Raw genomic sequence first — 14,430 nt, 5'->3', positions numbered from 1 at the left:
TCCGTTGATTTATTGTTGGTTGTTACACGGCCAGGGAGAGCCTGGTCGACTCCACGGGCGCCCCGACTCCGGACGCCAGATAAGGAATAACGTTGCGCACCAGCCCTTCCACATCGAGCTGCTGGCCAAAGTCGGCCAGGGCGATGTCGCGTAGCGCATCGGCGGAGGCCATGGTGAATACGACGGTGCCCAGGGTGAAGTGCAGGCGCCAGAAGAGATCCGCTGGCGACAAGGCCGGATTGGCCTTGGAGATTGCCTGGGTGATCCGTTGCAAAATGGGGCCATAGTGGGCAGTGATGAAGCGGCGCAGGTGGCCCTGGCTGTCGATGTAGCCACGACCAAGCAGTTGCATGAAGATGGCCGGGCCATTGGTACGCACCGCCACCAGCTTCATCAGCGGGTCGACGAAGCTCTCGAACACCTGCAGCAGGGTCAGCTGCTCCTGCGCCATCAGGGTATGCAGGCGTGCATCCAGCTCGGGCATGAACAGGCTCAGATAGCGATCGAGCACCGCCTGGATCAGCTCCTTCTTGGAGCCGAAGTGGTAGTTCACCGAGGCCAGGTTGACATCGGCCTCGCTGGTGATCAGACGCAAAGAGGTATCGGCGAACCCCCGTTCGGCAAACAACACCTCAGCGGCATCGAGAATGCGGTTTTTGGTATCGATTTTACTCACAGGACACCTCACTTAAACGAATGTTTAAAAAGTACGTTTCACAACCTTTTGTGTCAAGAGAATGTGAATGGGTGTTAGTGAAATGTTTTTGTTGAAAATGGGGAACAAGGCGGGAACTTCACGGACGAATCGGACTCTATATCTATGCCACTGCAATTAAACATTAAGTCTCGCCCAACCTGCTCCATGCTAGTTGGGCATTTTTTTGCCCGATAACCTCGCAGACCGCTGGCAAACAGGCAAAAAAAACCGTCGCAGGGCGCGACGGCGGGGAAATGAGGTTGCACCATCCTGATCCAACCCATCGATGCGAGTTCAGGCTTTCATCGATGACACCATCATGACCGCCAAGCGTGTTCAAACTTTGTCAGCCAGGCCCCAATTTGTGACAAAGTATGACAAGCCACGACATGGTCTCGACCCGCCGCCTTTGCTATGCTGGCGCCTCACGCCAGAGGGGAAGATAAGATGAAGTACACGGTCGATACCCACACCCACACCGTCGCCAGCACCCACGCCTACAGCACCATTCACGACTACCTGCCCATCGCCAAGGCAAAGGGGATCAAGCTGTTCGCCACCACGGATCATGGCCCCGACATGGCGGACGCCCCCCACTTCTGGCACTTCGTCAATCTGCACGTGTTGCCACGGGTGGTCGACGGGGTCGGCATCCTGCGCGGCATCGAAGCCAACATCAAGAACATCGATGGCGAGATCGACTTCCCCGAACGCTACGAATCGCGGCTCGACATGATCATGGCAGGCTTTCACGAGCCGGTGTTCCCCCCCTGCGATCAGGCCACCCACACCCAGGCCATGATCAACGCCATCAAGAGCGGCCGGGTCGACATGATAAGCCACCCCGGCAATCCCGCCTTCCCCATCGATATCCAGGCCGTGGTCAAGGCGGCGACAGAGTATCGGGTAGCGCTGGAGCTCAACAACTCCTCCTTCAGCCACTCCCGCCCGGGCAGTGAAGGCAACTGCCGCGCCATCGTCGAGGCAGCGCGGGACATGGGTGCCTACCTCACCTTCGGTTCCGACTCCCACGTGGCCTTCAGCCTCGGGGATTTCGAGCACTGCCACCGACTGGTCACCGAGGCCGACTTCCCGGCAGAGCGGATCCTGGCGCGTTCCCCCCGTGCGCTGCTCGATTTTCTCGAAAGCCGTGGCCGGGCCCATATTCCGGAGTTCGCCGACCTCTGACATTGGCCGTAACTCCATGAGCCCACTCATAAAACTGAGTACAGCTCATTGACTTGCCCCGCTGTTTTCGGGAATCTAGTGGCACGCCGGTATAGCTCAGTTGGTAGAGCAGCGCATTCGTAATGCGAAGGTCAGGAGTTCGATCCCCCTTATCGGCACCATATAAAACAAAGGGTTAGCTTCTTGGTGAAGCTAGCCATTTGTGCTTTTTGGCTTGGGGTACCACGTGGGGTACCACATCTAGCAAACGGTAGGCACATTACTGTATCCACTTACCTGGCCACCGGCAGGTCCTCCCAGCGTGTGGTGTAACAGGGGCTCAGGTGCTCTTGTCGCATCATCCACTCAGGCGACCCCGAGCCTTGGCTGGCAAAGCCTACCCGCCCCAATCCCTTGGCTTTGATCTGGTCCATCACTGCCATCAGCGCATCCGATTGAGCGGAAGACGGAGCAAACAGATCGGCCTGTTGTTGCCCCTTGGGGGTGAACTCACTCAGCATGACGCCCCCCTTCTGATAGCGGTAACCATCGCGCCAAATCTGCGGTAGCAGCACGTTCACTTGCTGCAGCAACAACCGGGTGTCATCGCTAGGGCAAACTAGCCGAACGCCAGCCTGCTCACTGTAGTAAGGCCCTCGCTCATCAAAGGGGCTGGTCCGCACGAACAGGTGCACCCGCTGGCAACACATCCCCTCGGCCCGCAGCTTCTCGGCTGCGCGAGCCATAAAGCCTGACAACGCTTGGGCCATTTCCCCACGGTCAGTCACGCGCTCCCCAAAGGAACGGCTCGAGAGGATCTGCTGCTTCGCTGCCGGTTCAACGGTCAGCTCTGCGCAAGGCAGGCCACGCAGCTCCTGTACGATCCGCTCGACCACCACGCCGTATTGGGCGCGTAACCCTTTGGCATCGCTAGCCACCAAATCCGCAACGGTGTTGATGCCTTGTGCCACCAACTTGGCCCCCAAGCGCCGCCCTATGCCCCACACCTCATCCACCGGGGTGATAGCCATCAGCCGGGCGCGGCGCGGCTCGTCACGCAAGTCCACTACGCCGCCTGTGGCAGGCCACTTCTTGGCAGCATAGTTGGCCAGCTTGGCAAGGGTTTTGGTGGGGCCAATCCCAACCCCTACTGTTAGGCCGGTCCACTGCCACACTCGCTGCCGGATCTGTTGCCCATAGGCTGTCAGGTCCCCGGCAAACGACTCTGACAGAGACAGGAATGCTTCATCGATGGAGTAGACCTCCAGCTCGGGGGACATGGTCTCCAACGTGCTCATCACCCGGCCAGACATATCGCCATAGAACGCGTAGTTGGAGCTGAACGCCACACCGCCATTGGCCTCGAACTGCTCGCGGATCTTGAAGTAGGGCCCGGCCATCTTGATGCCCATCGCCTTGGCCTCGGGGCTGCGCGACACCACGCATCCATCGTTGTTGGAGAGCACCACGATTGGGCGGCCACGTAGCTCAGGGCGAAACAACCGCTCACAGCTGGCGTAGAAGTTGTTTACATCAACGAGCGCTATGGCCATCACGCTGCCTCAGATTGCCAATCACATGGGTGACCACCCCAAACAGCTCCAGGGAGAGGCTCATACAAGGGTCGATAGGTGCGAACGCCGGATTAGCTGGCAACAGCCGCAGCCTCGGTTTGAGCTGCAAGGTCTTGACCGTGAAGCCGCCGTCAAGCAGTGCAATTACCACATCACGATGGCGCGGGGTCAGGCTCTTATCGACCACCAGCAAGTCACCGGGAAAGATGCCGACCCCGGTCATGCTCTCCCCCTCGGCACGCAGATAGAAGGTTGCTGCAGGGTGCGACACGCAGTGGGTGTTGAGGTCCAACTTTCCTTCCAGATAGTCGCTGGCTGGGCTGGGAAAGCCACAAGAGGCGCGATGCAAGAACAGCGGGATGGTCACTTCGGCGGGTGATGGGTCTGGGGTTAACAGCTTCATGGCAACAACACCTGTATTTATATACAGCCATTATAGCGCACCACCTTTGAACCAGCGCAAGTCCCGCATGCCAGTGATGGCGTACCATGGCGCCAATAGATAACAAAGAGGTCAGTATGAGTCACAATCTGTGTGTCCTACCGAAAGAGCAGCAAGAACGGGTCGAAGTCGAGAAGGCCGCCGCATATGCGGTATGGAAGGAGCGCAATGGTCACTTGGCCAGCGCAGAAAGCGAAGCGAGCCAACATCAAGGTGAACTGGGCCGCTACTTCCTCGAACAAGTAGCTCGCTACAAAAAGCGCACCTGACCTGACACTCGAAACAACGAGGAAGGCTCGCGCCTCCCCCACTCAACACCACACCTCACACAAGCTCTCAGCCTGCGCCAGCACCAGCTGGGCAGCCTCTTCCTGTTGGTCTGGCGGATACTTGTACTTGCGCAGGATGCGTTTGACCAACAGACGTAACCGGGCCCTGACGCTCTCTCGGCTACTCCAGTCAACGGTCACGCTACGGCGCAGGCTGGCGGTCAGTTCATGGGCTATCTTGGCCAGTATCTCGTCCCCCAGTTCACGTACCGATGCCTCATTGTTGGCAAGGGCATCATAGAAGGCGAGTTCGTCATCGTTGAGGCCCAAGGCCTGCCCCCGCTTGCTCACAGCGGCAAACTTCTTGGCCATGTCGATCAGTTCCTCGATGACCTGCGCAGTCTCGATGGAGCGGTTCTGATAGCGCTGGATGACCTTGGTCAGCATCTCCGAGAACTTCTTTTCCTGGGAGAGGTTGGTCGCGAACTTCGCCTTGATCTCCCCCTCCAGCAACCGCTCAAGCAGCTCCACGGCGAGATTGCGCTCCGGCAAGTTGCGTACCTCAGCCAGAAACTCATCATCTAGCAGACCGATGTTGGGCTTGTCGAGGCCGACCGCTTCAAACACATCGACCACATCGCCCGATACCACGGCATTGCCGATGATCTGGCGAATGGCCAAGTCGCGCTCTTCGTCCGTTTTCTTCTTCTGGGTGACCTCTTTTTTGGTCAGCATCACCTTGACCGCTTGCAAGAAGGCCACCTCCTCCCGCACTGCCTTGGCCTCATCAAGGGTGCAGCAGAGGGTGAATGCCTTGCTCATCGCCAGCGCGTTGTCGGCAAAGCGCTTCTTGCCATCTTCAAGACCAAGGATGAAGTTGGCGGCCCCGGCCAGCAGCTTGTGCCCACCCGTGAGGTAGTCGCTGTAATCGAAGCCATGCAACATAGAGCGCAGTACATCCAGCTTCTCCTCCAATACCGCGTAGGCCTCATGGGCATCGACCGTAGGACGGCCACGGCCACGGCTGGCGGTGTACTCCTTGATGGCGCTCTTGAGCTCGTTGGCAATACCGATGTAATCGACCACCAACCCACCTTGTTTGTCCTTGAACACCCGGTTTACCCGCGCAATGGCCTGCATCAGGTTGTGGCCCTTCATCGGCTTGTCCACATAAAGGGTATGTACGCAGGGCGCGTCGAAGCCGGTAAGCCACATGTCTCGCACGATGACCAACTTGAGCGGGTCACTCGGGTCTTTGAACCGCTTCTCCAACCGTTTCTTCACTTGGGTAGCATGGATGTGGGGCCGCAGTAATGCCTTGTCAGAAGCGCTGCCGGTCATCACGATCTTGATGGCCCCCTTGTCGGGGTCCGGGTCATGCCAGTCGGGGCGAAGAGCAACGATGGCATCATACAAGTGCACACAGATCTCGCGGCTCATGGCGACCACCATGGCCTTGCCATGTTGCGCCTGATTGCGCTCTTCGAAGTGGGCCACCAGATCGGCGGCAACCCGCTCTATTCTCGGCTTGCTGCCAACCACCTTCTCCAAGGCGGCCCACCGTGACTTAAGCTTGGCCTGCTCACTCTCTTCCTCATCCTCGGCCAGCTCATCCACTTCGTCGTCGATGTGAGGAAGCTCTTCGTTATTAAGCGATAACTTGGCCAGGCGTGACTCGTAGTAGATGGCAACCGTAGCACCATCATCCTTGGCCTGCTGCATATCGTAGACGTGGATGTAGTCGCCAAAGACGGCGCGGGTATCGCGGTCTTCCGCCGATACGGGCGTACCGGTAAAGGCCACGAACGTCGCGTTGGGCAGCGCGTCGCGCAAGTGCTGGGCATACCCGACCTGATAGCGCGCAGACCCTTCTGCGATCTTACCTGGCGCTTTGAGCGAGGCGCTGAAGCCGTACTGGGTACGATGTGCTTCATCCGCGATGACCACGATGTTGGCGCGGTCGCTGAGCACTGGGAACGTGTCCTCATCCTCGCCGGGCATGAACTTCTGGATGGTCGTGAACACGATGCCACCGGAAGGCCTGTTGCCAAGCTTGTCACGCAAGTCACCTCGCGTACTCACTTGCACCGGCTGCTCGCGCAGCAGATCTTGCGAGAGTGAGAAGACCCCGAACAGCTGGCCATCAAGGTCATTTCGGTCAGTGATGACGACAATGGTCGGGTTCTCCATCGCGGCGTCTCGCATCACCCGCGCCGCAAAGCAGGTCATGGTGATGCTCTTGCCACTGCCCTGGGTATGCCACACCACCCCGCCCTTGTGGCTGCCGTCTGGACGCGATGCGAGCACCACCTGCTCAATGGCCGCCCTGACTGCATGGAACTGATGGTAACCGGCGATCTTCTTGACCAACCTGCCATCGTCTTCAAACAGCACGAAGAAGCGCAGGTAATCGAGCAACATGGCCGGGGTCAAAATGCCGCGCACCATGGTCTCCAGCTCGCCAAACTCGCCGTAGGGGTCGAGGTTGACCCCATCCACAGTGCGCCATTGCATAAAGCGTTCGGCATCCGCAGAGAGCGACCCCATCCGCGCCTCGCTGCCATCGGAGGCAATCATGATCTCGTTGTACTGGAACAGGTCGGGGATCTGCTCCTTGTAGGTTTGCAGTTGGTCGAATGCCTTCCAGATGTCGGCATGCACATCGGCCGGGTTCTTGAGCTCCAGCACCACCAGCGGCAACCCGTTGACGAAGAGGATAATGTCTGGCCGTCGGGTGTGCTTGGGCCCCTTGATGGTGAACTGATTGATGGCCAGCCACTCGTTGGCGGTAGGGTCCTCGAAGTCAACGAGGCGGACAAAGTCCCCCACCGTCTCGCCATCCCGCTGGTATTGGACTGGCACCCCATTCACCAGCAGGCGGTGAAACGCCCTGTTGGCCGACAGTTGCGCCGGAGTATCGAGATTGACCACCTGCGCCAGCGCGTCTTCACGCGCTACCATCGGCACAGACGGATTGAGGCGTGCTATCGCGCCTCTCAACTGGTCGAGCAACAGCACCTGATTGAAGTTCGCACGCCACGGGTTATCAGAATCGGGGGCCACATCGTAGCCACACACCACGCGATAGCCCACCTCGGCCAACCACCCCAGCACCTCTTGTTCCAACTGATCTTCGGTCATGCACCATCACTCATCAACAGGGAGAAACGCCCGTCAGGCGGGCTCGGTGGGCCTCAGTGGCAAACGCAGTTCGCACGCAGAATCCGCCCCCGGCTGGCATGGCAATATCAACCGGTGGGACGAACTGGCAGCCAAGTCAAACGGCAAGACCCATAACGTCAGGCGGGCATCATAACAAAAAGGTTCGAGTGGAACTTTGAGCTGGCTCCATGATGGATAAATCAATACCAGATGACCATCATCTTGCTCGGTCAGGTACTTGTGACCATAAGCGAACAGCTGGTATAGGTCACCTTGGCTGATGCCGTACTTGCCGTCATGGTCGTTGCTATCGAGCTGCTTCCACTTCACATCCATCACCCAACGCTTGCTGCCGTGCTGCAACAAGAGGTCCGGCTGTAACCGGAACATCTGCTTGCCTTGCTGGGTGCAAAGGTACTGACTGGCCACCTGGGCCTTGAGGTTGGCATCGGGCAACAGCTGTTCACGCAAACACGACTCTACATAGCGCTCGAACAGCTTCTCCATGGGGAACAGCAGGCTGATGCCGCGCCACTCACCATTCAGGGCACTCGGCATGGCACGATAGAGGATAAGCTCACACCACGGCCGAACCCCTTGATAGTGAGCCATCAAGCGGTCATGTCGCCACAGTCTGAAGTCCCCTTCCACATCGCAGCTGGCAGGCACATCCACCAGCAAGTGGCGCAGCTCCTGTGCCAACCGCCAGTTGTCCGGGTGCTGAGTCGCATTGGCGACGGTCTCCAGCGCCCGCTTGAGCAGCCGGTTCTCGGCCCGGTCGGGCAAGAAGAGGTCGTAACGTAACGCAAAGTGGTGACCCCGGCCCGGTGGCTGGCGCATCTGCCGGGCGACATCCAGTTGACCACGCAAGAACGGCTCGGTCGCCTCAAGGCGCTGATAGTCACTGCGCACGCCGCGTTTGACCAGCTGATCGAGCTCGGCCAGAAAGCGCGCGATAACCCACTCGTTGAGCGGCATATCAAAGCGATCCAGCGACGCCTCCGCCGTTTCACGGGGGGGCAGATCCAAGGCTCGCTCCAGCATCCGGCGGATCAACTCACGGCCATGCTCAGGTGGGTCATCCTCATTGGCAGTCTTGGGCAGGATCTCAATCACCTGCCCGGTGGGGGTCTCTATCACCCCCACGTAGTTGTCCAGTTGCAAGGTCCGGCTATCTTCCACCTGTGTCAAGGCAGGAGCATGGGTGACCTTATAACGCTGACTCAACTGGCACAGCCAATCGAAATCAGTTGGGATAATCTGGGCAAGCATCAGCGTATTAACCGCATTATCTCTAACAGTTAGCCGACCAAACTCACGAACCGTGATGGGAGCCTTCACTGCGCCCCCTTGTCACCCTCGATGGTCAAGGCATAGGCCTCAATACGCGTAAACGCCTTCTCATTGATGCACCAACGTTGGCGCTGCCCCCCAACCGCTATATCACCAAGCAGGGTCTTGATATCGAGTTGGGGAGGCTTGAGGAACATCGCCTCAGCGCTGCTCTTGCGATGGTCATTGAGCACCCAGGCAATGCGCTGCCAGTCCTCAAAGAAGTACTCTTGCAACAGCGGCAGGATCTGATGCTGGAAGATGTATCCCAACTGCGCCATGGTCGGCTTTACAGCAGTTTTGAGCGGCATAAAGTAGGCATGACCGAGACAATGGTCGCGGTCCAGCAGAACTTCGATTCGCTGATTGAGCACTGTTAGTAGTTCGCGAACATCAACTTTGATGCCATTGTGCTCGACCACAACCCCTTTAAGTTTCTCAGGAGCGGGGGCCATCTCTTCAAACACAAAGCGGCGACGCAGCGCGATATCGAGTCCGGCCAAGGAGCGGTCAGCAGTGTTCATGGTGCCGATAAGGTAGAGGTTGTCCGGTACGCTAAAGGGGCGCTTGGAGTAAGGCAGAGTAGTGGTCAGCGCCTCGCTTGCCCCAGCTCGCTTGCTTGGCTCTATCAGGGTGATCAGCTCACCGAAGATGCGCGAAACGTTACCCCGATTGATCTCGTCGATGATCAGTACGCGTTTGTTTGATGGCGTGGCGCCAGCTTCACTCTGCGACCCAGCTTGTGATGCTGTGGCATTGACCAGAGCAAGCAGCTTCTCCGGGATCAAGGTCGGAGCCTTCAATTCATAGAGCGTCATCTGGCTGAAGCGACCGTTGATCAGTTCACTACATGGGAGCGAGGGACTGAACTGGCACAGCCACTTGACCGGACGAACCTGAGCATAACCATCATCATAATCGGGATGAAGTTCGCGTCGGTAATCCCCTTTAATCTCACCAATAGCCCGGAACTTGAAATTACCATCAGTAACAACAACTAGGTCGCCAACCTTCATCCGGTTGACCAGCGTCATCACGCTGGTAACGGTGTAGTCATACGCGTTATCTATCTTGCCAGTTGATTGCTCCAGCAATGCCTGCACCTCTTCACGGCTCTTACACTTGCTGTAATCATGCGCGCCTCCATACCCCAGACGGATCACCCCCTCTTCAATACAGTCATCAAAGATATGAGCATCATCCCCCTTGGTATTTCCAAGTGACATCTTCCAGACCCGGCGCCCCTCCAGCGTCATCGCCTCATGGCTGTCGCTGCGCGTGACTTTGGTGGCCACCGCGTCACACATGCGCTTGAAGACACCATCAACCACGTCATAAGTCAGTTGACCACTGTCTCCATCACTCTCGGCACGGATCCCTTCCACAAAGTCTTCATAACTGAAGCTCTGGTGGAAGGTCACAAAGTCGATACGCCCCTCCTTTACCAGCTCATCAAAGCGCGCCTTCAGCGCATTGCGGGCCTCTGGGCTTTCATCATCACGCTGTTGCTCCAGGCAATCAGGGTCGAGAATGGCTAGCGCCTTGTTGATGGTATTGTAGGTTTTGCCAGTACCGGGCGGGCCGAAGAGGATCTGGTTCAACGGCGCGCTGGTCTTGGGCATCACCGGGTTGTCGTTTGATTCGGTCATGGTGTCATCCTCATCATTAGCTTCGGTCTGATTCCATTCAGTTTTTTGTGGTGCCAACCCCAGTGCCTCTTGATACAAGCCGGAAGCAAAGCCGAAGGGGGTCAAGTCTGGCAACGACTCACGAGCCAAATCGTAGTAACGAACCAGACGCTGCATACGCCCCATGGGCTGGTTTTCTGGGGGGATGTCGGCTGATGGCCATCCCAGCACATTCAAAAAATGTCCGAGATGAGCAGAGGATGAGATGGGCAGCATCCGCTTGGGGTGATAGCAAGTCACCAGCCGCAGCTTGCGGCCGTGCCCCATGGTGACACGCGGCTCGACCCCGGCCTGCTTGTAAAGTGCCTCGTCGTTATCAATCCAGCTCAGGTCGCCATCAGGGTCGGCTGCCGCTACGCAGTGCTGCACCTTGAGGGTGTAGCGCAGCGCCCCTTCATCCCCCAACTCGGCCAAGCGCTGGTGCTTGTAGACAGCGCCATCTTTCTGGAAGTAGAGCAGGTGACCACGGGACGTACCGGGCATATAGCGGGCCAGCACGGGCTGCAGACCACGCTCGATCCACCAACAGAACGAGTTGCCATCCCCCTTGCCTACGCAGTATTCCTCAAGGGTCAAGTTAGGCAACGAGTCGAGCGGGAACTGCTCGATAAACTTGCAATAGAGATCGCTCTGTTCACTATCGAAACGGGCTCTGTCGCCCATCGTCTTGAGCTGAGCCAACAAGCGCGGGAAGTGTTCATTGGTAAAGGCAGTGGCGTTTGCAACAGCGGCCGTCATACAGCGAGATCCTTCAGTTGTTGTTCGGCATCCGGCAAGCGCAGTTGACCGGAGATCAGACGAGGTAGCAGGGTATCGCGCAAGGTCGCGAGTATTTGGGCCTGATGATCATTTGCGATCCAGCAGTCCAGCAATGCTCCCGCTGACTCCTCATATGTACTAAGGAGTTCAATTGGCGGCAGAACTAATGGGTGGTTCTCTATGAGACCTTTGTTCAAGTTCTGTTGTGCAGAGCCGGAGGATTTGGACGCTAGTGCCGCGCGTTCCCGTCTAGCGCACATGAACATGAATGCTCGGGCCTGTGGCTTCGCTATCAAACCACAACATGCTTGGTTGGCTGTCGTAGGTCTTGCCAATAAACAGACTTCACCTGCCGTTGCACCATACATAGCAACCACGGTCGTTCCTTGCGGCCACAATTTGGCAGCACTTTCCTTCACCCCCAAGTCAGTGATGGTTTCTTTAGTGTCAAAGACGATAGGGCTGCGTACTTCTCCCGAGCTAAGCCATGAAACACCGCCGCCCCAGTATTCCGGTACCGAACGTCTCGGCGTACCTCCACTTTCTATACGGACACAGACATCACGGAATGCACCAGTCCGCCACCCCTTCGGCACCCTGCCAAGCACGGACTCTTCGAAGCTGTCGGGGAACAGGGCCGCGACTTCGGGGGCCAGACCTGCTGGTTGCTCGCCACGAGCGCGTGCATGGACCGGGTCGAAGTCAACAAACCACGACTTGAACAACGCCTGCGCGATCGCCTCCAACGTGGCATTAGTCTCTCGCAGCAAGTAGATTCGGTCGTTAAGGGCGCTAAGTAGATCAGCAATCCTCCGACGTTCGGCCTTCGGCGGTATCGGAACAGGGAGCGCTCGTAAGTCTTTCAAGTTGATGGTGGTTTGGACTGTGGTGTTAGCACGACTTGTGAGTAAGTGCTGAGACAACGGAGATCTTAAGCACAACGCCAACCAATCGGACTCGACCGCTGACGTCAAATGGATTACAGCGACCGCTCGTGCGACATTGAAACCTTTAAGCCCCCTCGGTACAACAGCGACTTGACCAACACTGCCAACAATGGTGAGCAGCACTTCTCCGCCTTCCAAACGCGTACGACCGTATTTGCTCTCTATGTCCGGTGCGATTCGCATGACATCGGCAAGCTCAATACATCCGTCTTTGAAATTGTTGACTCGGACAATTGGAACGCCCTCTTCGACGTGTGTTCCTGGCTGCACGACACCGTAAGTTACGGAATTTTTCTGTGCCAATTGTTCAAGGGGAACGTAGGTCCAGCCATCGGGTAAGACCGGAAGGTCAAAACTCATACCCCAGCCCCCCCAGCTTCTGCTTGATCAACTGGTCCAGCTCGGCCCCCTTGGCCATCTGCTCACCAAGTTGCTTTGTCAAACGAGCCATCTTGTCGGCAAAGGCCTCATCGTCCTCTTCCACCTCTTCGGCACCCACATAGCGGCCAGGGGTCAACACATGGCCGAGCTCGGCAATCTCGGCCAAAGTTACGCTACGGCAGAAGCCGGGGACATCCTCGTAGGGCTGCGCAGTTTCTCCATCTGATTGACCATTACCAGCGGCACTACCGCGCCATGCATGGAAGGTGTCGGCAATCTTGGCGATAGCGTCTTTGTCCAGTTCGCACTGCACCCTGCTGATCATTGTGCCCAGCTTGCGGGCATCGATAAACAGCACCTCGCCCTGGCGGCGGGTCTTGTGCTTGGCGAGGAACCAGAGGCAAGCCGGGATCTGGGTGTTGGTGAAGAGCTGACCCGGCAGGGCCACCATGCACTCCACCACGTCCGCCTCCACCATCGCACGGCGAATATCACCCTCACTGTTCTGGCTGGAGCTCATGGAGCCGTTAGCCAGCACGATACCGGCGCGACCAGTTGGCTTGAGGTGGTAGAGCATATGCTGCAGCCACGCATAGTTGGCGTTGCCAGCAGGTGGTGTGCCATAGACCCAGCGCGGATCCCCCTCAAGGCTGCCATGCCACCAGTCGCTGATATTGAACGGCGGGTTGGCCAACACGAAGTCGGCACGCAAGTCAGGGTGCTGATTGCGGGTGAAGGTATCACCGTTTTCGCGCCCGAGGTTGTAGTCCATCCCCTGGATGGCGAGGTTCATCGCCGCCAGCCGCCAAGTGGTCGGGTTCGACTCCTGACCGTAGATGGAGACATCACCCAGCTTGCCGCCATGGGCTTCGATAAACCTCTCCGACTGCACGAACATGCCGCCTGAACCGCAGCAGGGGTCGTAGACCTGACCATGATGGGGGGCAAGTACCGCCACCAGCGTCTTGACGATGCTGGCCGGGGTATAGAACTGGCCCCCCTTCTTGCCCTCGGCACTGGCAAACTCGCCAAGGAAGTACTCGTAGACCTGCCCCAGGATGTCGCGCGCTTCACTGACATCACTGCCAAAGCCAATCTTGGAGACCAGATCCACCAGTTCGCCGAGCTTGCCATCGGGCAACTGGGCACGGGCGTAGCGTTTGTCGAGGATGCCCTTGAGGCGCGGGTTCTCCTGTTCGATCAGGGTCAGCGCATCGTCAATGCGCTTGCCGATATCGGCCTGCTTGGCATGGGCCCGCAGCCCCTCCCAACGGGCTCCTTCCGGTACCCAGAAGGCATTCACCTCACGGTAGTAATCGCGGTCTTCCAGCTCCTCGGCCAGCAGCTCATCGTCACAATCGTAGAGAAAGTACTCGTCGCTCTCATCGGCAAAGCGGCGGGTCAGCTCAGCGCGACGGGCGGCGAAGGAGTCGGAGATGTACTTGAGGAAGATAAGGCCCAGCACGATGTGCTTGTACTCGGCGGCGTCCATGTCGGCACGCAGCTTGTCTGCGGCAGCCCACAGGGTCTTCTTCAGCCCCTCGATGCCGGTAGCTTGCGGCGCATCCTTGGCTGGCTTGCCCTTGCCACCGGCCTTCGCTTTGCGTGGTGCTGCCACGGCGGCCTCACCTTCCAACACCCGGAGCACAGCGCCGCCCCGACCGCGCCCCTTGCGCAATACGCCCTGTTCCAGCAGGCCCTCGCGTGCGGCGGTAAATGCCTCATCGGTCAGGTCGCTGAATTGGGCTTTAAGGGTCTCCATCAAGGCTTGGTTGCCGATGCTGCTGCCATCTTCAGGAACGGCGGCCAGCAGCGCCTGGCTGAGCTCGTTGGGGTCGGTCATGGGGTTCTCCGGTTAATGCGTGTTGCCTTCACAGCTCACCTGCGCGAAAGCCAAGGTGAGGATGCGGGCCAAGTTGTCAGACTGACGGAACGGCGCATGCCGAGCCTTGCGGGCGCAGCAGGGACCAATCTAGGGTGGTGGGTCAACAGAAGGCGATGCAGCCAAGGTG

The 14,430-nt window shown here is 58.1% G+C and carries 10 protein-coding genes and 1 tRNA gene; 3 read left to right on the top strand and 8 right to left on the bottom strand.

Going from position 1 to position 14,430, the window contains the following annotated elements; genetic code table 11:
* Nucleotides 1-22 precede the first annotated feature (22 nt).
* On the bottom strand, nt 23-676 hold the full coding sequence (locus ACW5XD_RS13810) for a TetR/AcrR family transcriptional regulator (RefSeq protein WP_135320300.1): 654 nt from the start codon (nt 674-676) through the stop codon (nt 23-25).
* Nucleotides 677-1,144: 468 nt separating this feature from the next.
* Here ACW5XD_RS13810 and ACW5XD_RS13805 point away from each other — a divergent pair, with 468 nt between their 5' ends.
* Together ACW5XD_RS13805 and ACW5XD_RS13800 are read left to right on the top strand one after the other, a co-directional pair.
* Nucleotides 1,145-1,885, top strand: coding sequence for a PHP domain-containing protein (locus tag ACW5XD_RS13805; protein ID WP_456495374.1), 741 nt, complete (start codon nt 1,145-1,147; stop codon nt 1,883-1,885).
* An 85-nt stretch (nt 1,886-1,970) separates the two neighbouring features.
* Nucleotides 1,971-2,046: transfer RNA gene (locus tag ACW5XD_RS13800), tRNA-Thr, on the top strand.
* Between the two features lie 111 nt (nt 2,047-2,157).
* Here the strand turns inward: ACW5XD_RS13800 and umuC are convergent.
* The gene (umuC, locus tag ACW5XD_RS13795) at nt 2,158-3,417 is read right to left on the bottom strand and encodes a translesion error-prone DNA polymerase V subunit UmuC (RefSeq protein WP_194758960.1); all 1,260 of its coding nucleotides are present in this window, start codon (nt 3,415-3,417) and stop codon (nt 2,158-2,160) included.
* Complete coding sequence (umuD, locus tag ACW5XD_RS13790) at nt 3,398-3,841, bottom strand: translesion error-prone DNA polymerase V autoproteolytic subunit (protein ID WP_194758959.1); 444 nt, start codon at nt 3,839-3,841, stop codon at nt 3,398-3,400. Before umuD ends, umuC begins: the two co-directional genes overlap by 20 nt.
* A gap of 116 nt (nt 3,842-3,957) precedes the next feature.
* Between umuD and ACW5XD_RS13785 the strand changes: the two genes are divergently transcribed.
* Entirely contained in the window at nt 3,958-4,149 is a 192-nt protein-coding gene (locus tag ACW5XD_RS13785; RefSeq protein ID WP_194758958.1) for a DUF3283 family protein, read from the top strand.
* Nucleotides 4,150-4,191: 42 nt separating this feature from the next.
* On the opposite strand, the gene ACW5XD_RS13780 is transcribed toward ACW5XD_RS13785, so the two are convergent.
* The 5 genes from ACW5XD_RS13780 to ACW5XD_RS13760 all read right to left on the bottom strand — a co-directional run bounded on the left by ACW5XD_RS13780 (nt 4,192) and on the right by ACW5XD_RS13760 (nt 14,261).
* The gene (locus tag ACW5XD_RS13780; RefSeq protein WP_194758957.1) at nt 4,192-7,290 is read right to left on the bottom strand and encodes a type I restriction endonuclease subunit R; all 3,099 of its coding nucleotides are present in this window, start codon (nt 7,288-7,290) and stop codon (nt 4,192-4,194) included.
* A 33-nt stretch (nt 7,291-7,323) separates the two neighbouring features.
* On the bottom strand, nt 7,324-8,538 hold the full coding sequence (locus ACW5XD_RS13775; protein ID WP_228519975.1) for an McrC family protein: 1,215 nt from the start codon (nt 8,536-8,538) through the stop codon (nt 7,324-7,326).
* Nucleotides 8,539-8,648: 110 nt separating this feature from the next.
* Nucleotides 8,649-11,069, bottom strand: coding sequence for an AAA family ATPase (locus ACW5XD_RS13770; RefSeq protein WP_194758955.1), 2,421 nt, complete (start codon nt 11,067-11,069; stop codon nt 8,649-8,651).
* Nucleotides 11,066-12,397: a restriction endonuclease subunit S gene (locus tag ACW5XD_RS13765; protein ID WP_456495373.1), complete on the bottom strand. Its 1,332-nt coding sequence runs from the start codon at nt 12,395-12,397 to the stop codon at nt 11,066-11,068. Before ACW5XD_RS13765 ends, ACW5XD_RS13770 begins: the two co-directional genes overlap by 4 nt.
* Nucleotides 12,387-14,261, bottom strand: coding sequence for a class I SAM-dependent DNA methyltransferase (locus ACW5XD_RS13760; protein WP_456495372.1), 1,875 nt, complete (start codon nt 14,259-14,261; stop codon nt 12,387-12,389). Before ACW5XD_RS13760 ends, ACW5XD_RS13765 begins: the two co-directional genes overlap by 11 nt.
* Nucleotides 14,262-14,430 lie beyond the last annotated feature (169 nt).

Source organism: Aeromonas enterica, from assembly GCF_054052465.1.
The sequence above is the reverse complement of the archived record's forward strand: the minus strand, read 5'-3'. Positions and strand labels throughout refer to the sequence as shown.